The organism is Streptococcus sp. LPB0220 (assembly GCF_008727815.1).
In the GTDB taxonomy this organism is placed as follows: Bacteria; Bacillota; Bacilli; order Lactobacillales; family Streptococcaceae; genus Streptococcus.
Genome location: NZ_CP044230.1, coordinates 1,191,453 through 1,210,481 on the forward strand (window position 1 = coordinate 1,191,453; position 19,029 = coordinate 1,210,481).

General features: G+C 39.8%; 18 protein-coding genes. 4 read left to right on the plus strand and 14 right to left on the minus strand.

Features of this window, described 5'->3' with window-relative positions; all coding sequences use genetic code 11:
- Positions 1-75: 75 nt before the first annotated feature.
- The 11 genes from LPB220_RS06260 to LPB220_RS06310 form a co-directional block, all read right to left on the minus strand.
- Complete coding sequence (locus LPB220_RS06260; protein ID WP_150906198.1) at positions 76-1,173, minus strand: hypothetical protein; 1,098 nt, start codon at positions 1,171-1,173, stop codon at positions 76-78.
- A gap of 3 nt (positions 1,174-1,176) precedes the next feature.
- Positions 1,177-1,881: an ABC transporter ATP-binding protein gene (locus tag LPB220_RS06265; protein WP_150906200.1), complete on the minus strand. Its 705-nt coding sequence runs from the start codon at positions 1,879-1,881 to the stop codon at positions 1,177-1,179.
- Positions 1,882-2,171: 290 nt separating this feature from the next.
- Positions 2,172-2,642 carry an 8-oxo-dGTP diphosphatase gene (locus tag LPB220_RS06270; RefSeq protein ID WP_191904593.1) on the minus strand — a complete coding sequence of 157 codons (471 nt, stop codon included), beginning with the start codon at positions 2,640-2,642 and terminating at the stop codon, positions 2,172-2,174.
- A gap of 26 nt (positions 2,643-2,668) precedes the next feature.
- A complete protein-coding gene (locus tag LPB220_RS06275) occupies positions 2,669-3,100 on the minus strand; it encodes a hypothetical protein (RefSeq protein ID WP_150906202.1) in 432 nt (143 codons plus the stop codon).
- Positions 3,101-3,142: 42 nt separating this feature from the next.
- The gene (locus LPB220_RS06280; protein WP_150906204.1) at positions 3,143-3,496 is read right to left on the minus strand and encodes a diacylglyceryl transferase; all 354 of its coding nucleotides are present in this window, start codon (positions 3,494-3,496) and stop codon (positions 3,143-3,145) included.
- Between the two features lie 103 nt (positions 3,497-3,599).
- Positions 3,600-4,223, minus strand: a complete 624-nt coding sequence (locus LPB220_RS06285) for an NAD(P)H-dependent oxidoreductase (protein WP_150906206.1) — start codon at positions 4,221-4,223, stop codon at positions 3,600-3,602.
- Positions 4,224-4,317: 94 nt separating this feature from the next.
- Positions 4,318-4,815, minus strand: a complete 498-nt coding sequence (locus tag LPB220_RS06290; RefSeq protein WP_120701880.1) for a GNAT family N-acetyltransferase — start codon at positions 4,813-4,815, stop codon at positions 4,318-4,320.
- Between the two features lie 14 nt (positions 4,816-4,829).
- Positions 4,830-6,818, minus strand: a complete 1,989-nt coding sequence (uvrB, locus tag LPB220_RS06295) for an excinuclease ABC subunit UvrB (RefSeq protein WP_150906208.1) — start codon at positions 6,816-6,818, stop codon at positions 4,830-4,832.
- 260 nt (positions 6,819-7,078) lie between these two features.
- Positions 7,079-7,768 (minus strand): hypothetical protein, encoded by a 690-nt coding sequence (locus LPB220_RS06300; protein ID WP_150906210.1) that lies wholly within the window; start codon positions 7,766-7,768, stop codon positions 7,079-7,081.
- Positions 7,752-8,561, minus strand: coding sequence for a hypothetical protein (locus tag LPB220_RS06305; RefSeq protein ID WP_191904628.1), 810 nt, complete (start codon positions 8,559-8,561; stop codon positions 7,752-7,754). The genes LPB220_RS06300 and LPB220_RS06305 overlap by 17 nt, the downstream gene beginning before the upstream one ends.
- Position 8,562: 1 nt before the next feature.
- Positions 8,563-9,273, minus strand: coding sequence for an ABC transporter ATP-binding protein (locus tag LPB220_RS06310; RefSeq protein WP_150906214.1), 711 nt, complete (start codon positions 9,271-9,273; stop codon positions 8,563-8,565).
- Positions 9,274-9,431: 158 nt separating this feature from the next.
- On the opposite strand from LPB220_RS06310, the gene LPB220_RS06315 reads away from it, so the two are divergent.
- Entirely contained in the window at positions 9,432-10,103 is a 672-nt protein-coding gene (locus LPB220_RS06315) for a response regulator transcription factor (RefSeq protein WP_031575109.1), read from the plus strand.
- The gene (locus LPB220_RS06320) at positions 10,088-11,164 is read left to right on the plus strand and encodes a sensor histidine kinase (RefSeq protein WP_023918271.1); all 1,077 of its coding nucleotides are present in this window, start codon (positions 10,088-10,090) and stop codon (positions 11,162-11,164) included. Before LPB220_RS06315 ends, LPB220_RS06320 begins: the two co-directional genes overlap by 16 nt.
- A gap of 102 nt (positions 11,165-11,266) precedes the next feature.
- Here LPB220_RS06320 and LPB220_RS06325 read toward each other — a convergent pair whose 3' ends face one another.
- The gene (locus LPB220_RS06325; RefSeq protein WP_150906216.1) at positions 11,267-12,205 is read right to left on the minus strand and encodes a CPBP family intramembrane glutamic endopeptidase; all 939 of its coding nucleotides are present in this window, start codon (positions 12,203-12,205) and stop codon (positions 11,267-11,269) included.
- 262 nt (positions 12,206-12,467) lie between these two features.
- Between LPB220_RS06325 and LPB220_RS06330 the strand changes: the two genes are divergently transcribed.
- Both LPB220_RS06330 and LPB220_RS06335 read left to right on the plus strand, forming a co-directional pair.
- Positions 12,468-14,651: an amino acid ABC transporter substrate-binding protein/permease gene (locus LPB220_RS06330; RefSeq protein ID WP_150906218.1), complete on the plus strand. Its 2,184-nt coding sequence runs from the start codon at positions 12,468-12,470 to the stop codon at positions 14,649-14,651.
- On the plus strand, positions 14,651-15,391 hold the full coding sequence (locus tag LPB220_RS06335; protein ID WP_150906220.1) for an amino acid ABC transporter ATP-binding protein: 741 nt from the start codon (positions 14,651-14,653) through the stop codon (positions 15,389-15,391). Before LPB220_RS06330 ends, LPB220_RS06335 begins: the two co-directional genes overlap by 1 nt.
- Before the next feature lie 99 nt (positions 15,392-15,490).
- Here LPB220_RS06335 and LPB220_RS06340 read toward each other — a convergent pair whose 3' ends face one another.
- Together LPB220_RS06340 and LPB220_RS06345 are read right to left on the minus strand one after the other, a co-directional pair.
- The gene (locus LPB220_RS06340) at positions 15,491-17,233 is read right to left on the minus strand and encodes an ABC transporter ATP-binding protein (protein WP_150906222.1); all 1,743 of its coding nucleotides are present in this window, start codon (positions 17,231-17,233) and stop codon (positions 15,491-15,493) included.
- Positions 17,230-18,957 carry an ABC transporter ATP-binding protein gene (locus tag LPB220_RS06345; RefSeq protein ID WP_150906224.1) on the minus strand — a complete coding sequence of 576 codons (1,728 nt, stop codon included), beginning with the start codon at positions 18,955-18,957 and terminating at the stop codon, positions 17,230-17,232. Before LPB220_RS06345 ends, LPB220_RS06340 begins: the two co-directional genes overlap by 4 nt.
- Between the last annotated feature and the right edge of the window lie 72 nt (positions 18,958-19,029).

Below are 19,029 nucleotides of genomic sequence, written 5' to 3' on the forward strand. Positions count from 1 at the left end.
CACCTTTTCTAGCATCTTTTCAACTCCTCTATCATACTACAATTAAGAAGCAGATACAAGCAAAGGGGCAATTCCTTAGAAGCAGAAAAGGAGACTCCAACTAAGTAAGAAGACGATACTAGGAACAATGTATTTTCTTGGGTGCTTCCAACATTCTCTCTTTAAATTCCATTTTCTTAAAGGGAAATAGATTTCAATCAGTAAGTGCAAAACAGCTTCCACTACTGCTAGAATCATCACTCCTAGCAAAAATAGGATCCCCAAGTCAGGCATGACCACCATTTTTAATAACAGAGCAACAAATAGATTCACAGATAGGAAATAGGTCAGCAATACACGGTAATACATCAAGTAAAAGAACCGACTCTTAGGTAGTGACTTAACATGATCAATCAAATCTTTATCAGCAGAAATGAGAGTGGTTAATGGCGTATTGACAGAAGCAATCGTTAACAGGATGATGATTTTTAAAGGAGCATCATAATCCTGTATCAGAATGAGAAGGAGGAAGATGAGAGTAAAGACAAAATTGATGGAAAAATAGCGCTCTTGAAACAAGGAAATCCAAAAATAATTTCCACTTCTTCTCTTTGAAACGAGCAGCTGATCATTTTTTGAAATCGCGATCAAGTCCTCATTTTTAAAAATAAAGACAGTAAGGAGGGCTGACAGTAAGATCATATAGGACACTTGTTGGACCCATAAAGAAGATGCTGTAAGAACAGTCGTTACAGAAATGAGTACTCCTCCTAGAAGACTTAGCCTTGTATTGAACTGGATAAAGATATAAAACACACTCAATACCACCAGTAAAGAAAGGAGGACGAGCTTAAAGGATTGTAGCAGGTCTAACCTGACTCCTAAAAAGAGGATCAATAACAGCACGCGCTCTAGTAAATTGAGAAGAAAGGTTACCGTCAGAAAAGACCCTTTAAAACGATTGAGAGACAAAGGAAGCTGGTAGTAGGCCTGGACCCTCTCCATCGAAAAGTAGGAATACAGCAATTGAAAGGTTGATAGAGCAGTAACAATAGCCGTACTGATCAGCAAGACTTGAAAACTCGAAGAAAATTTGGCCCCAACAAGATGGTAATAAAGAGCAAAGGCTAAGGAAGTCAAGAACAAGAAGAGCCGATTTTTGGATACCAAATCTCTAAAAATTGCTAGTAGCATGCTCTACCCCCTTTGACGATTGACGTCATGAAACCAATCTTCTAAATTCGATTCGATCGCGTCTAGGTGACCATCTTCAATAGAATAAGCTGTATCACAGACCCGAACGATACTCTCTGCGATATGCGAACTCATCAGAATAGAGCCTTCTTCTTTATACTGCAATAGCAAACCATATAGAAATTCTGTCGCATCAAAATCTAGGCCATCAAATGGTTCGTCCAATATAAGGAGGGTAGGTTTGAGATAAAAAGCTGTGATCAGGAAGACTTTCTTCTTGTTTCCCGTTGACAAACTACCGATGTCGGTGTTGAGAAACTCTTCAAAATGAAAGCCTGAAATCAAGTCCTGCAATAACGTTTCATCTCTCTTTCGATGATACAAACGACAGACAAAATTAAAATAATGAACAAAATCCCAGTTTAAAAAACTATTGTTTTCAGTAAAAACTGTATAGGTACGGCTCTTATAGTAATTCGTATGAAAAGAGGTCGCCTTGTCTTCTATGGTAACAGTCTCAACTGCATACTGCCGATGATCAAAGACACTACTTAAAGCTTTTAGCAAGGTTGTCTTCCCTGCTCCATTTCGACCAATCAACCCTACTACAGAATGATTGGGTACAAGCAAATTCGTGTCTTTTATAACGGGCTTGTCTTTTTTATACCAAACATTTAGCCCCTTGATGTTTAAACACTCACTCTTCATCGACGCACTCCTTTATAAAGGTAAGAAGCCCCAACTAAAAGCAACAGCAAAGCGTATAACCATTCCTTTTGAAAGGCAAAGACTAAGGCACCGATCAAGAAGCAAATTCCTATAAGGATTCTATATTGTAATTTCATATCTTGCCTTCTTTCTATTCACAGTATGAAAGATTACAATTGTATTTTATGCTTATACTATAGTACTTTTTTAAAGCAGATTCAAGCACGAATGGAATATTCTTTCTTCTTTTACCTTACAAGCAAAAAAGCTAGATCCCTCTAGCCCTTTGCTTAAAATCTTAATTTTTCCCAATCATCGTCTGTCCGTTTACGATAATAGTACTCGGACAAATCTGGGTCTTCCATCACTTCCAGCAGAGGAAGCATATCGTAGGATAAGTCCAACTGTTCTAATTGGTCTTTCTCAACCCAAGAAACTTCTCCTTCCTCAGATGATCTGAGCTGGCCTGTGAATTCTGTCGCTTTGTAGCAAAAGACAATATAGCGGCCTCCATCGTCTAGTGGCCAATCTTTGACTGCGACGAGTTTTGGATCTGCAATTGTCAGTCCTGTCTCTTCATAGACTTCACGGATGACGGATTCTGCAAGACTTTCTCCTTCTTCAATATGGCCTCCAGGAAAGGCATAGCCAGACCATTTCTTGTAACGATCTGGCGAGCGGTATTGGAGGACTACTTTTCCATTCGTAGGATCTTCTACCAAACAAAGATTGGTAAGTACAGTAGATGTTGCGCGTGACATAAATTTCCTTTCTATAATGTTAACAATTAATCAAAATAAACTTTTTTCTTTACCTCTTTCTTCATCACAAAGGGATTTACCAGCTCATGGTATTCATCAAAAATATCCAAAAGAAAGCCTCTCTCAAAGACAATGGTCTTCTCTTTTAACGAATATTCCGAGTGAATTGTTACCGGACCATGGCCATCAAAGGTAAAGAACAACTCAATGAAAAATACCAAAATCACCATAGCAAAGAGACTCAAAAGAACACTAATAAGATTCTTCCAATTTGGAGCATGTTTTCGATAGAATCGATGCCAGATGTGAGCAAAAGCCGTCCCAGCTCCAAGATACAGCCAAGGATTCCAAAGAAGTGGCGTAAATGCGTAGCCAAACAATCTTAATAGGAAGTTGACAAAAACAAAAAGTAGCAAAATCAGATACATGATCATAAACAGGTTCAGATACTTTCTCATGTTTGATCTCCCCTTCGTAATAATTGGTTTAAACTGGATCTCCTAAAGAAACATCAACAGAATATGATAACCCAATCGAATCCAATGATCAATTTGAGGCGCATCTGGATCATTTTTTTTACTATCTAAAAATAGACTTAGCGATAATAAAAGTAAGCTAAGAGCTATAACTATTCTAAGAACGAGTCTCATACCGCCAAGAGCAAAAGAAACTATAGAACCAATTAGTGGTAAAGGGGAAAATATAAATGCCACTAAGCCGAAATAGATCTTAACCAATGATAAAACCAATAAACTATAAACGACAATCTTCGTAATAAGAGAGACCCTTTTATCTTCTTTTTTCAGTTGTGAAATGGAATAGATGACATAGATCATATACATAAATAGAAACATATTTATTTCCCCTATTTCTAATAGATTTTATTCCTATTTTATCCAACATCCGTTAAGAATACAACCGCTTGCCTGGACATGTCCAACAAAGACGAGGACAGGATCAGAGTTTCTTCACTTCTGCTGCGACCTTTCGGAGATGCCGTTCCCGTATGCTAGCGGTGTTCACATCCCGGCCGACTTCACCCAAAATACAGACACGCTTGGTTTTTATCCCACAATGGTTCAAGACAGCATTTTTCAAGACAGAAATGCCGTAACTATCAGGAATGTTGAGAGGGCCTGAAAAAATCTTGTACCACCAAGTAGGGGCCATGGAAGTCGCATAAATACTGGCTGTTTTCCCTTTGAGCAACTTCTTAAATTGTTTGCCTCTGAGGTAATTCCAGATAAAGCTGCCCTGAGCATTGGCCGAGTAGGCAATCCCCGGTGTAAAGACCCGATCAATCCAACCTTTCAGGAGACTGGGCATACTACTCCACCAGATGGGATAAACAAAGATCAGGTGATCCGCCCACTGGATCAATTCTTGGGAACGAAGGATAAAAGGATCTTCATCCATCCGTTTTCGGTAACCATAACGTAAAACAGGATCAAAATCCTCTTCATTAAGATTAATAGTTATAATCTCATGACGGCTTGTATCCAAATTGCTTACAATTGTCTGAAAAATCGCTTGGCAGTAACTTTCCTTATCAGGGTGCCCATGGATGACTAATATTTTCATTCGTATTCTCCTCCAACTCTTTTTTTCGTTCTATCTCTTTCACTCTTTATACTTGATTAATTGATAATGGCTCAAAGATTGATAGATACGTCCTTTAGGAATTTTTATTTGAAGAACATATCATCCGCAATTCCTTAACAGGTTTTCCAAGTTTAAGTATTTGTTCTTGGCCATCAAAAGTAAAACCCATTTTTTGATAGAAAGCAATGGCTCGCTTATTATCTTTCAATACCCATAAATAAATTTCAGAGAATTGATCAAGAGCAACAAATGCAGCATGCATTAACTGTTTACTCACACCTTTTCCATAGTAATCTTTTAAAACATATAAGGCAATGATTTCACCAGCTTGAATGGTCTCATCACGGTAATTTCCATAGCTGATAAATCCAACGACCTTCTTTCCATCCATCGCAATCAAGGTATTTTCTGGATATTTTTGACTAAAGAATCGACATTTTTCTAATGTCATCGTCTCCTGAAAATCCGCGGGTAAAAGATCGTCATAAGCCTCTCTCCACGTTTGCCAATGAACGAGAGATTTTCCTTCTATCTCTTCAGGTGTTTCCATTGTTTTAATGATAATCTTCATTCGCTTTATCCTATCTAATCCAAGGCCTTGACTTCCAACATCATATCGCGGATCTGTGCTGCCAATTCGAAATCAAGCACTTCGACGGCTTCTTGCATTTGGCCTTGCAGTTTCTTGACCAGTTCTTTGCGCTCTTGGCGGTTGAGACTGGTGATATCCACTTCCTTGTCCTCTTCTTTGGCCACTGCCTTGGTAACAGAGATAAGATCACGGATTTCCTTCTTGATGGTTTGTGGGACTATACCATGCTCTTCATTATAGGCCATCTGAATCTGACGACGACGAGCCGTTTCATCAATGGCTTTTTGCATGGATTGGGTCATGGTGTCCGCATACATGATGACATGGCCTTCACTATTACGGGCAGCACGACCAATGGTCTGGATGAGGCCCCGTTCGTTACGAAGGAATCCTTCCTTGTCCGCATCGAGAATAGCAACCAAGCTTACCTCAGGAACGTCAATCCCTTCCCGAAGGAGGTTGATACCGACCAAGACATCAAAGACACCCAAACGCAAATCACGGATAATTTCCGTCCGTTCTAAGGTCTTAATATCCGAGTGCATGTATTTGACCTTGACGCCCATTTCCTTGAAGTAGTCCGTCAAATCTTCAGCCATCTTCTTGGTTAAGGTCGTGACAAAGGTTCGCTCTCCACGTTCCACACGTGCATTGATCTCACCCAAGAGATCATCCATTTGTCCCATGGTAGGGCGTACTTCCACCTCTGGATCCAGAAGGCCGGTCGGACGAATGATCTGCTCGATCACGGTATCGGTTTGTTCCATCTCGTAGTCACCTGGTGTCGCTGACACATAGACGATCTGGTGGACATGGCTTTCAAACTCCTCACGACGCAGAGGCCGGTTATCCAAGGCTGATGGCAAACGGAAGCCATAGTTGACCAGCATCTCCTTACGCGAGCGGTCTCCATTGTACATGCCCTTGATTTGCCCCATAGTCATGTGGCTTTCATCGATCATAATGAGGAAATCTTCTGGGAAGAAGTCCAGAAGGGTGTACGGTGGTTCTCCTTCACTCCGTCCATCCATATGGCGGGAATAGTTCTCCACGCCATTGGTGTAACCCATCTCTCGCAACATTTCAATATCGTACTCGGTCCGTTGCTTCAGGCGTTGAGCTTCCAAGAGCTTGCCTTCTTTTTCAAAAACTTTTAACTGCTCTTCCAGTTCAGCCTGAATCTTGGCAATGGCCACTTCCATATGGTCGTCATTGGTCACGAAGTGAGTGGCTGGGAAAATGGCTAAGTGGTCTACTTCACCGAGGACTTGACCGGTCAAAGCTTCAATCTCACGAATCCGCTCAATCTCATCCCCGAAAAACTCGACTCGAAAGGCATGCTCATCACGCGAAGCTGGGAAAATCTCGACTACATCTCCTCGAACACGGAACTTGCCCCGTTGAAAATCGATGTCATTGCGCTCAAACTGGATATCCACCAGGTCATTGAGCAGTTTATCACGAGAAATCTCCAGACCCGGACGCAGACTGACCACGCTGTCGGAATATTCCTTAGGCGAACCCAACCCATAGATACAGGAAACAGACGCGACCACAATGACGTCATTGCGCTCTAAAAGAGCGGAGGTTGCTGAGTGGCGAAGCTTGTCAATCTCATCATTGACCGAGCTATCTTTTTCGATGTAGGTATCGCTCGATGGCACATAGGCTTCTGGCTGGTAGTAATCGTAGTAAGATACGAAATACTCGACCGCATTTTCAGGGAAAAATTCCTTGAACTCTCCATAAAGCTGGCCAGCAAGGGTCTTATTATGGGCGATTACCAAGGTCGGTTTATTGACCTGGGCGATGACCTGGCTCATGGTATAGGTCTTCCCCGTACCAGTCGCCCCCATTAGGATTTGGGCCTTCTCGCCCCCCTCGATATTATCCACCAACTGCTCGATGGCCTGCGGTTGATCCCCAGACGGTTGGTATTTGGAGACCAGTTTAAATTTGTTGTCTGTAATTCGGTTAATCATCTCTTTGTCCTCACATATATAGACCTTATTTTACCATAAATCACCAAATTTCTCTGAGATGGGAAATGACATGGAGATACAAGATGTAACAACATAATCCATTAATTCAGTACATGCTTAATTTAAAATATAATAAATTGGACACGTCTTAGCATGAGAACTAAATAAGACTCTCGAAAATCCTTCGAAAGTCTTGTCTTTTATTCTAAAACAATACAATACGTCATAAACATCAGTATCAATTTTTCCGTACCGCTTTACTACTTAACTTCTTGATTCCTTACCAAGAGGTAGAGAGTTGCTCCAAGTGAACATACCAGTCCAATAATGTAAGTACAGAGTTGCAAATAAGAAGCTCTCCCTAATATTGTATCCGCAACAATATTATAAAATAGGTAACTAGTCAATGGTTCCACTACTCTTTCTATGAATGGTTGTACTAAAATAGGAAATAGCAATAAAATAGCTAAACTCCCCATTGGACTTTTGAAAAAATAACTTAAAAAGTAAGAAATCAAAAAGTATTGGATGGAGCCAATCAAATAGAAGCTGAAAATATCTAAACTGACACCATTTTCGCTACTAAAAAAATGAAACCATATAAGCAGTACATTGAAATACAAGGTTGATTGTAGTACTACATCACATAACTCTACAAACAGAATCCTAATTGAACTCAAGATCCTTTTTCCGCTTACCAAGTAAACTAGTTTTGTTTCGTGTGATTGTAACTCAACAAATGCATTAACACATCCAATTCCAACAGAGAGCATTGATGCAAAAACAAGAGCTTGCTTTAAAGATAATTCTACAATTGTACCATTAATTGCAACTGGTAACACACCTAATAGACATATGAAAACTATTAAAAGTGACTGTATGGCTATCTGGTACTTTACAGGTTTTAAACTATATTTTTTGACGATAAGACTTCTAAATAGACTTGCCATTCTTCCTCCCCATTCGAATCTTTTCTACAACGATTATTAATACCAAGAACAAGATCCCTTCAGCTACTAAAAGAGTACATCCATACAATTGACTCGTTTGAGTCCCTTCAATTCGGCCAAAAGCAAATGATTTTGCTCCGATTAAAGGCATTAGATTCTCTAATTTCGAAGAAATTCCTCTTAAAACACCTGACAAAGTGATGACTAATAATAAAACGTTTGCGATTAATGAAGTAATTGATTTTTTTGTTACGATTACGAAAAGTAAAGCTAATAAAGTAAGAACGATTGCAAATATCATAACTCTTACCGTGACATCTAAAAACAATGTCAATTCTAAAAAATTCTTTAGAGTTGAATCTAGAAAAACGAATAAAATAACAGCGTTTACTATAGAAAATATTAAAGTAGAAAATAACGATAGGACAATCGAACTTGCAATAAACCCAGCAAGACGAACTTTCCAGTTAGGAATCAATAACTGGCTAAAATAATCATCACCAAATTGATAATGGGTTGAATAAACAAGTGAAACAAGAATTGGCAAGAAAATAACACTTGCTTGGTAGGGTGAAGATAAGAGAGCATCCCTGACTGTATACACTGGATTCGATGATAACATAGATGGATCAAGGTTAACCGCCTGTCCATTTCCTTCTACTAAGGCATTTATCACCTGGATATTTTGAATTGAAAAAAATATGCTGACTCCCAAAATAAGAAAAAAAGTAACTTTAAAAGTAGGTAAACTACTATATTTATAAAGGTCACTAAAAAAGGAACGCTTCAACAAATTATTCACCTTCTTTCCCTTCGAGTGCTTTAAAATATGCTTCCTCAAAAGAGCCAAACTGTTTCAAAATATCTTTTGTAGGAGCATCAATAACAATTTTGCCATTAGAAATACCAACCAAATGATCTACAGTTAATTCTAACTCACTCATATAATGACTTGTCATTAATACAGTTTTACCTTCATTGACAAAAGATTGTAAAAAATTACGTACCCAGCGAATTCCTTCTGGATCTAGTCCATTGATTGGTTCATCTAAAATTAAGATGTCAGGATTTGCTAATAAGGCTGTCGCTAACCCAAGACGTTGCTTCATTCCTAATGAATAGTCTTTTACTTTTTTATTTTTAGCTTCACTTAACCCCACCAACTCTAAACATTCCTTACACCTATTTCTATCAACCCCACAAGCCAAGCCAATCCACCGAAGATGCTGAAATCCTGTTCTGGTTGGGTAAGGTTGGCAACTGTCAAGGAACGATCCAACAATACCAAAAGGATTATCTCCCAATTGAGAGTATTTTTTTCCATCGATCAACGCCATTCCCATTTGACTATTTTCTAAACCAAGTAAAATTCTGATTAAAGTTGATTTTCCAGATCCATTCGGTCCAATCAATCCAGTAATCTCACCTTTCTTAGCTTTGAAAGACACGTTTTGAAGGACAATTTTATTATTATATTCCTTATGTAGCTTTTGAATTGTTATCATTCATTCTTTTTCCCTTCTGACTTTTAGTGAAATTCCACCTTCACTTGGAGCAAGTATAACAGGAGAAAATCAGGAAATTATCAGAATAATTATTTTCTTCATTTCTAACAAATTGCATTCTATATTTGCTATAATATGCTCATATAATTGGAGGAACTATGAAGTATAAAATTTTAGCCATTGACGATGATGAAAAAATCTTACGATTAATAGCGAATACATTAAAAGCGAACAACTTTCACGTGGAAACTCGTAAAAATATAGAGGAGATTAATATCTGTGACTTTACTGGATTCGATCTAATTTTACTTGACGTCATGATGCCTATTTCTGGTTTAGAAATCTGTCGTTCCATTCGTTCACAAATTACTACTCCAATTCTATTTCTAACAGCTAAAGATTTTGAAGAAGATTTACTAAAAGGAATACAAGCCGGAGCCGATGATTACATCACAAAACCATTCAGCATAAAGGAATTGATTGCAAGAATTCAAATGCATCTTCGGAGGGAAGAAAGATCTCACAACGCCTCTAAAGAAGAGATGGATTCAAATATAACTTTTTATCGAGATAGTCAAGAAGTTTATTATCAATCAAAGAGAATTTCATTAACCAAGCGAGAGTTTGATTTACTTTATCTTTTAGCAAAAAATGAAAACCGAATATTTAGCATAGAAGAACTTTACAATTATCTTTATCCTGTAGACTCTGATGCACAACTACGATCCATTACTGAATACATCTATCAAATCAGACAAAAATTTAAGATTCATCAAATTGATCCCATCAAAACAGTATGGGGAGGAGGATACAAATGGAAAAAGAATTGACAATCAAGCAACTCATTAAGCGTACCTACCTTAAAATCATTTGGCAATTTCTTCTATGTCTGATACTTTTTTACATAGTTCCAGCTCTTCTATCTTCTGTATCTGGAATCAATGAGAAAAATGCTAATCGCTTTGCTTTATTTTTTAGCGTCAGTTCTTGGATTTATCTTTGCATCATTTTAATTTTTATCATTGTAATAAATATTAGACAATTATTAACCAAGATTCAAAAAGAAATGAACATGGTTTATCATAGTGGACTATATTTCACCAAAAATGAACATCACCATTTGCAGATTAAAGAATTCATTGAAACAAACGATCTGATTGAAAAAATGCAATCTGATATAAAAAATAGAATTCAAAATGAAAAAGATCAAAAAAAAGAACTCATGTTTCAAGTATCTAGCGCTGCACATGATCTTCGTAGCCCTCTAACTGTTATCAGAGGAAATGCTGAATTCTTACAATCCACTGAGCAAACACCTCAAACAATGGAATGTCTAAAAGATCTTGAGCAAGCAAGCATTCAGTTAAACGATTATTTTAACCACTTTATCCAATATTCCAAAACCTTTTACGACCATGATATTCAACTTGAAAATATATCGATTCAACAATTAACTCATCAATTGAAGGAACATATTACTCCGTTACTCCCTAGAAGTACACAATTTGTTTTTTCAAATACAGTAACTCCATCAACACAAATTGCCATTCATTCCAATCTATTTTTTCGAGCAATCACCAATATTATTAATAATGCAATACAACATCAAAAAGAAAATGATGCAAAGATCCAGCTAACAATGTCACAAGAAAATAATCGATTAGTTCTAACCATATGGAATAATCAATCTACTTTTTCAAAAAATGTATTACACCATGCTGGAAATCTTTTCTATAAAGAGGACCAAGCAAGAACACCCTCTCAAGAAAGTCACTTTGGACTTGGTTTATCTTTCGTGAAACGCGTCATGAAACTTCATAATGGAACTATGCATTTAGAAAATATTCATAATGGTGCACAAGTCAAGCTAATCATTCCCATTATTATATAGAAAAAGCCGAACTCATCAATATGTGTTCGACTCAGAAGGCAGACAAACGTCATTTTTGGTGTTTGTCTTTTTCATATATGACTTTCAGACATTACACAGAGGTTAGTCATCAAACTTTTCTTTCCTCTCCCCTAAGCGATAGACAATCACTAGGGATACAAGAAGAACCAGAGTGGTGATGATTGATCCTTCTGCTCCAAATGCCCCTCCGGTCAACCAGTCAGGTCCATCTCCCATGGTAAAACTAAAGATAGACGCATCTGCGCCTGTGCCACTGACTTGAAAACCAAGGAGATTTCCTTGTACATAGTTCCAAGTTCCGTGTTGGGCGACCACTAGCCAGATACTATCCGTATAGATAAAAAGCAGACCAGCCAGCACTCCATCGAGGATGATATTCAGAACGGATAAGAAGGTCACTCCTGCATTTCCCATATGCAGAATGCCAAAGAGACTACTAGAAATCGCGATCGCTAAAGGCAGATTAGTTCTTGCAGCAATCCGAGTCAGAAGCCAACCTCGCGTCGCTACTTCTTCCGTCCCCCCTTGGAGGAGCCAAAATGGAAATAATCCTAGGATAAAAAGCAAGGGCTCTAAACTGAGCTCATTTAACACAAAAGACCCGATGCCACTGACTTGGTAGACAAGGGCAATCACACCCATTTGAAGAAGGGAAAGCAAGATCCCCAAACCTAGATACTTGAGCCAGTTCTTTTTTACAAAACCTAAAGTTGATAAGGAATTCTTCTCTATTACTTTCACCCAAAAAATAAAGAGGATGAGAATAAATACAAAACTGAAGAGCTCATAATAGAGAATATAATGGAAGAAAAACTCTTGAATACTTGCAACCCTATTTCCTGGTGAGAAGAACTCGGCTAGATAACCTATTGCAATGGAAAATGGTACCACCAATTCACTACTGAGCCATAGCCCCCCTTCTATAAAGAAGGAAGCTAAAAACACGTAGAATAGTGTAGAAACGAAAACTGACACAGAAGTTTTCGTTTTAATACCTTGAATGATCAACCCTTTCTTCATCTAGTAACCTCCATTTATCTGATAGGTCCATTGTAGCAAAGAAAATCCAGACCTGCAACACCACTTCATGTCAGAAAACCTAACATCAAAAGCTGGTTTTTCTTGCTAAACTGATACTTTTCTGATATAATAGCTTTTATAGAAAAACATAAGATCATTCATACTCTATTTGGTATGAATGTTTTGTTTTTTCAGGCCATCCTTTGGTCAATGCACTCATGGGTCAAATACCCAAAGAGAAATGAAGAAAAAGGAGACAGAAATGAAGAAAAAATTACTAGCCTATTTGCTTTTCTTATTTCCACTGGTAGCATTCGCTGGTCATGCTCATGCTGAGACGATCAAGGTCGTTTTCGACACAGCTTATGCACCATTTGAATTTAAAGATTCAGATCAAACCTATAAAGGAATTGACGTAGAAATCTTGGACAAGGTCGCTGAAATCAATGGCTGGGATTTAGAGAAATCCTTCCCTGGATTTGATGCTGCAGTCAATGCTGTCCAAGCTGGTCAAGCAGATGCCATTATGGCCGGAATGACCAAAACAACTGAACGTGAAAAAGTCTTCACCATGTCTGATACTTACTACGATACAAAAGTTGTCATTGCGACAAAGAAAGCTGACAAAATCACGAAGTACAGCCAATTAAAAGGAAAGACAGTCGGTGTCAAAAACGGTACTGCAGCCCAACGCTTCCTCGATAAAAACAAGGACAAGTATAGCTACAAGATCAAGACTTTTGATACGGGTGATCTCATGTACAACAGTTTAACAGCTGGTGCAGTGGATGCAGTCATGGATGATCAACCTGTTATTCAATATGCCATCCAAAAGGGTCAGGACCTAGCTATCAATATGGACGGGGAAGCAGTCGGTGGCTTTGCCTTTGGTGTTAAAAAAGGTGGAAATCATGAAAAGTTGATCACTGAATTTAACAAGGCCCTCGCTCAAATGAAAGCTGATGGAACACTTGATGAGATCATCAAGAAATGGACCGGTGAAAGCCAATCAACTGCTAACAGTGCTGTTCCAACAACAACAACTCCTGCTGGACAAAAAGCAACGCCTAAAAAGTCAAAATATGTAATTTCAAGTGACTCATCTTTTGCACCATTTGTCTTCCAGAATGGGAAAAATAAGTATACAGGGATCGATATGGACTTGATCAAGGCCATTGCCAAAGACCAAGGATTTACCATTGAAATTGATAACCCTGGATTTGACGCTGCGGTAAGTGATGTCCAATCTGGTCATGCACAAGGAATGATCGCAGGGATGACTGTGACCGATGCTCGGAAAGAAACATTTGATTTTTCTGAACCATATTATACTGCTAACTCTATTCTTGCAGTCCAAGAAGATAGCAAGATTGATTCTTACGATGACTTAAAAGGTAAGACGGTCGGTGTTAAAAACGGAACTGCATCACAGACCTTCCTTGAAAAGAATAAAAATAAATATGGTTACAAGATCAAAACTTTCTCTGACGGGGCTTCTATGTATGATAGCTTGAACTCAGGTTCTGTCGCTGCGATTATGGATGACGAACCCGTCATCAAATACTCTATTAAACAAGGACGTAAATTCAAAACACCTATCGAAGGAACTCCAAGTGGTCAACTAGCATTTGCCGTTAAAAAAGGTGAAAATCCTGAATTGATCGAAATGTTCAATAACGGTCTTGCAAACTTGAAGAAAAATGGCCAATACCAAAAGATTCTCGATAAATATCTTAAGTCAGATAGCAAATCAAGTACTTCAAGTACAGCCGTAGATGAAACAACAATCTGGGGCTTGCTCCAAAACAACTACAAACAATTGCTAAGTGGTTTGGGTGTAACCCTTGCCCTTGCACTTCTCTCTTTCGCGATTGCTATGGTGATCGGTGTTATCTTTGGGATGTTTAGTGTTAGCCCTTATAAGTGGCTCCGCTGGACAGCAGAAATCTTTGTCGATGTTATTCGTGGGATCCCACTCATGATCCTCGCTGCCTTCATCTTCTGGGGAATTCCAAACTTGATTGAATCGGTCACAGGTCATCAATCCCCAATCAACGACTTTGTCGCAGGTACCATCGCCCTCTCTCTCAATGCTGCTGCCTATATCGCAGAAATTGTTCGTGGGGGGATCCAAGCTGTACCGATTGGACAGATGGAAGCCAGCCGAAGCCTTGGGATCTCTTATGGCAAGACCATGCGCAAGATCATCTTGCCACAAGCAACCAAACTCATGCTTCCAAACTTTGTTAACCAATTCGTCATTGCCCTGAAAGATACGACGATCGTTTCTGCGATCGGATTGGTCGAACTCTTCCAAACTGGTAAGATCATCATTGCTCGAAACTACCAAAGTTTCAAGATGTATGCTATCCTTGCCGTTTTCTACCTCGTGATTATCACCTTGCTAACACGATTTGCAAAAAAATTAGAAAAGAAGGTTAACTAATGGCTAAATTAAAAATTGATGTCCATGACCTCCACAAATACTATGGTGAAAATGAGGTCTTAAAAGGAATCTCAACGAAATTCTACGAAGGGGATGTGGTCTGTATTATCGGACCGTCCGGTTCTGGTAAATCGACCTTCCTACGTAGTCTCAATCTCCTCGAAGAAGTGACAAAAGGTCAAATTACCGTAAATGGATATGATCTAACCGATCCAAAAACCAATGTTGATTTAGTCCGTGAAAATATTGGGATGGTTTTCCAACACTTCAACCTCTTCCCTCACATGAGCGTCCTAGAAAACATTATGTTTGCGCCAGTAGAGCACAAACTGATGACTCGCGAAGAAGCTCAAAAAGTCGGGATGGAATTATTGGAAAAAGTTGGTCTCGCAGATAAAGCCGATGCCAATCCAAACAGCCTTTCCGGTGGTCAAAAACAACGTGTGGCCATTGCCCGTGGACTCACCATGAATCCAGATATTATGCTCTTTGACGAACCGACTTCTGCCCTTGACCCTGAGATGGTTGGAGATGTATTGAACGTTATGAAGGACTTGGCCAAGCAAGGGATGACCATGATTATCGTCACCCACGAGATGGGATTTGCCCGCCAAGTAGCCAACCGCGTCATCTTCACCGCAGATGGTGAATTCCTCGAAGACGGCAAACCAGACCAAATCTTCGACAACCCCCAACACCCACGTTTGAAAGAATTCTTAGATAAGGTTCTAAATGTTTAAAAAGATAAACTAACGATTGGTTTTTGAAGCATCTAGCAAAATTGCTAGATGTTTTTTTAGACTAAAAAAGCATTTTCAAACCTGAAAATGCTTTTCATTTTAACTAATCTGTTGCTGAGCAGTCTGCATCTTGTAGTAAACACCTTGCGCTTCCATTAGCTCTTCATGAGTGCCATGCTCAACAATATCGCCATCCACCATGACAAGGATCATATCAGCATTTTGAATGGTAGATAAGCGGTGAGCAATGATAAAGCTGGTCCGCCCCTTCATGAGCTGATTAAAGGCATCTTGAATCAAGATCTCAGTCCGAGTATCGATGGAGGATGTCGCCTCATCCAAGATTAAAATCTTAGGAACTGAAAGGAAAACCCGCGCAATCGTTAAGAGTTGGCGTTGTCCTTGAGACAAAGACTCTCCAGCATCTGAAAGATAGGTATCGTACCCTTGTGGCAACTGCCGAATGAAGAAATCTGCATTGGCTGCTTTGGCTGCTTCTATGACTTCTTCTCTAGTTGCATCTGGACGAGAAAAGGCAATATTTTCATGAATCGTCCCGACCTTGAGCCAGGTTTCTTGCAAAACCATACCAAACTGTTGGCGGTAAGAAGCACGGGTGTAGTCCGTAATTGGCACCCCATCAATCGTGATCTCTCCAGAATTAACAGGGTAGAAACGCATGAGCAGATTAATCAAGGTCGACTTTCCAGCTCCTGTAGGTCCTACAATGGCCACTTTACTGGCAGCTGGAACCTGAATGGTTAAATCTTTGATCAAGGTCCGCCCCAAATCATAGCCAAATGTGACGTGTTCAAAACCAATCTCGCCTTTAACATCCTGACTTTCCAGGACCCGTTGCCCCGTCTCTTCGACCTCAGCTTGATCCAAGACGCTATACAAACGCTCTGCGCAGGCAAGGGCACTTTGGAGTTCTGACAAGACAGAGGAGATGTCATTAAAGGGCTTGGTGTATTGGTTGACATAATTGAGGAAGGTCACCAATTGACCAACAGAAAAGTGAGATCCCGAAATAATGCGTACAGCACCAAATCCAGCCACTACCGCATAAATCAAGGCATTCACAAAGCGAGTGGCAGGGTTGACAGTTGAAGAATAAAAGACAGCGGATTGGGAATAATTGGCATAGCTTTCATTAGTCCCTTTAAAAGCCGTACGGAATTGATCCTGAGCATTAAAGGACTGGATCAAACTTTCTTGCGTCAAAGACTCTTCGATCAACTGAGTTTGAAGACCACGCGCCTTGGTCTGCTTTTGGAAAAGCGTATAAGAACGCTTGGCAATAAAACGAGCAATCAAGAGGGATAAAGGGGTCAAGACCAGAACCGCCACCATCATAAAGAAATCCAATTCTGCCATGGTCACGATGGTGACAAGAATGGTTAGGAGGCCAACAAAGAACTGGTTAAAGACCATCAGAAGACCGCTATTAAGTTGCTCTACATCGGTCGTGAGGCGACTGACGAAGTCCCCGCTCCCTTGTTTATCTAGATAAGACAAGGGCAATCGGTGTACTTTTTCCATCACTTCTGCTCTCAGGCTTTGGCTAAACCGATAGACCAATTGATTGTAGACAAGAGGATTGATCCATTGGATCAAGGTATTGGCCACAATGACCAGAACCATTTGGATCAAGACAGGCCATAAGACTGTCATCCCTTGAGGATTGATGACTAAATCAACTGCATGTCCGATCAGGATCGGTAACCAAACCGTTAAGGCCACTTGAGCGATGGTTCCGAGACTAGCTAGAATCAGAAGCCCGGGATGGTTGGCAAAATCTCTAAACAGACGTTTTAAATAACTAGAACGTTTTTGACTCATGCTTCCTCCCTCCCGTGTTGTGAATAATGAATTTCTTGATAAATCTCATTGGTAGACAAGAGGAAATCGTGATTTCCCAGTCCAACTTGATGTCCCTTGTTCAAGACCAAAATCTGATCAGCAGACTTGAGACTATTGGTTCGTTGTGATACTAAGATCAAACTCGTATCACTCAATTCTTCTTTAATCGATTTTAAGAGACGAGCTTCCGTCAAATAATCCAAGGCAGAAGTTGAATCATCCAAAATCAAGAAAGGAGCCTTCTTCAAAAGGGCTCGCGCAATGGTCAACCGTTGACGTTGGCCACCTGAGAAATTTCGACCAAAGGCTTCCACTGGCTCATCGAGTTGTCCTTCTTTTTCACGGACAAAATCAGCCGCCTGAGCTGTTTCTAGTGCCCACCACAAATCTTCATCCGATAGATTTTCTTCCATCCCTAGTAAGAGATTCGAGCGGATAGTCCCTCGAAAGAGCTCTGCCTTCTGTGGGACAACAGCTACCCACTCCCTCCACTCCTTGAGAGTTTGAGGAGAGTGACCTTGATGATAGAGGGCTAATTTTCCCTGACTAACGGCATACAAATGACTCAATAACTGAACCAGCGTAGACTTCCCAGATCCTGTACCACCGATAATTCCCAACATCTGTCCATGATCCAAATCAAAGGAAATTTCTTCTAGAGCCGGGCTTGAAGCCGTTGGATAAGTGAAAGAAACTTTCTGGGCGCTGATCGCTTCTTGCTCTCTTGCAGTTTCTACTGGCAAAGCTTCTAAGAGGTCTTCTTCCTTCAAATCAAAAATCTCTTGGACACGCTTGGCTGAAATATAGCTGACATTTAAGGACGTGACCAGCATAGCCAGCTTGATCAATTCTGTTAAAATTTGTAATAAATAATTGACCAAAGCGACCAACATCCCTTGGGTTAGAAGACCAGCAGAGATATTCAATTGTCCTTGCCAAATGACAAAAACCAAGGTCGTATTGACCACAAGGAAGGTCAAGGGACTCACCAAACTAGACCAGATACCAGCACGAATTTGCCAGATCTTGTAGTCCTGATTGACCTCTCTAAAATCCTCTAATTCACCAGCCTGTTGTCCAAAGGCCCGAATCACCCGCAACCCTTGAAATTGCTGACGCGTCACCGTGACCATTCGGTCTGTGATTTTCCGAATCTTGGCAAAAAGAGGATTGACCCTCCGAGACATGATCACAATAATCAAGGTTAAAATCGCCACCATCCCCAAGAACCAAAGAGTAAGTTTAGGACTGATGGTGAAGGCCATGATGATAGATCCAAAGACAATGATCGGTGCCCTCAAAAAGAGGCGCAAGAATTGGTTGATCCCAACCTGAATTTGATAGGTATCAGAAGTGAGACGGGTTACCAAACTAGAAGTCCCGATCCTATCTCGTTTGTCCTTTGGAAGTGATAAGATCTTATCATACAAATCCTTGGTCATCTCGCGGGTAAAACCGACAGCTGCTTTAGAAGAAAAATACTGGGCCGTAATAGCTACGACAACACCAAAGCTCGCAAATAAAAACAAAACACCGACCGTCATCACCACTGCGCTCGTTTCCTTTTTCGGAATGACCTGATCGACTAAGTGGGCGATGATTAAGGGGACACACAATTCAAAAATAGCTTCTAAAAGTTTAAACACGGGCCCTAGAAAAGTTTCCCATAGATAGCCCTTAAAATACTTCAATAATGATTTCATACGACTCGATTCTTTTTTTAATGGATATACATATTTTACCACAAATTCTTAAGATGAAAAAACTCTCCCTGC

Coding starts and splice junctions, on each gene's coding strand:
- LPB220_RS06330 (WP_150906218.1), top strand. CDS start 12,468: ATGAAGAAAAAATTACTAGCCTATTTGCTTTTCTTATTTCCACTGGTA.
- LPB220_RS06290 (WP_120701880.1), bottom strand. CDS start 4,815: ATGAAGATTATCATTAAAACAATGGAAACACCTGAAGAGATAGAAGGA.
- LPB220_RS06335 (WP_150906220.1), top strand. CDS start 14,651: ATGGCTAAATTAAAAATTGATGTCCATGACCTCCACAAATACTATGGT.
- LPB220_RS06265 (WP_150906200.1), bottom strand. CDS start 1,881: ATGAAGAGTGAGTGTTTAAACATCAAGGGGCTAAATGTTTGGTATAAA.
- LPB220_RS06275 (WP_150906202.1), bottom strand. CDS start 3,100: ATGAGAAAGTATCTGAACCTGTTTATGATCATGTATCTGATTTTGCTA.
- LPB220_RS06280 (WP_150906204.1), bottom strand. CDS start 3,496: ATGTTTCTATTTATGTATATGATCTATGTCATCTATTCCATTTCACAA.
- LPB220_RS06260 (WP_150906198.1), bottom strand. CDS start 1,173: ATGCTACTAGCAATTTTTAGAGATTTGGTATCCAAAAATCGGCTCTTC.
- LPB220_RS06325 (WP_150906216.1), bottom strand. CDS start 12,205: ATGAAGAAAGGGTTGATCATTCAAGGTATTAAAACGAAAACTTCTGTG.
- LPB220_RS06300 (WP_150906210.1), bottom strand. CDS start 7,768: ATGGCAAGTCTATTTAGAAGTCTTATCGTCAAAAAATATAGTTTAAAA.
- uvrB (WP_150906208.1), bottom strand. CDS start 6,818: ATGATTAACCGAATTACAGACAACAAATTTAAACTGGTCTCCAAATAC.
- LPB220_RS06340 (WP_150906222.1), bottom strand. CDS start 17,233: ATGAGTCAAAAACGTTCTAGTTATTTAAAACGTCTGTTTAGAGATTTT.
- LPB220_RS06270 (WP_191904593.1), bottom strand. CDS start 2,642: ATGTCACGCGCAACATCTACTGTACTTACCAATCTTTGTTTGGTAGAA.
- LPB220_RS06285 (WP_150906206.1), bottom strand. CDS start 4,223: ATGAAAATATTAGTCATCCATGGGCACCCTGATAAGGAAAGTTACTGC.
- LPB220_RS06310 (WP_150906214.1), bottom strand. CDS start 9,273: ATGATAACAATTCAAAAGCTACATAAGGAATATAATAATAAAATTGTC.
- LPB220_RS06345 (WP_150906224.1), bottom strand. CDS start 18,957: ATGAAATCATTATTGAAGTATTTTAAGGGCTATCTATGGGAAACTTTT.
- LPB220_RS06320 (WP_023918271.1), top strand. CDS start 10,088: ATGGAAAAAGAATTGACAATCAAGCAACTCATTAAGCGTACCTACCTT.
- LPB220_RS06315 (WP_031575109.1), top strand. CDS start 9,432: ATGAAGTATAAAATTTTAGCCATTGACGATGATGAAAAAATCTTACGA.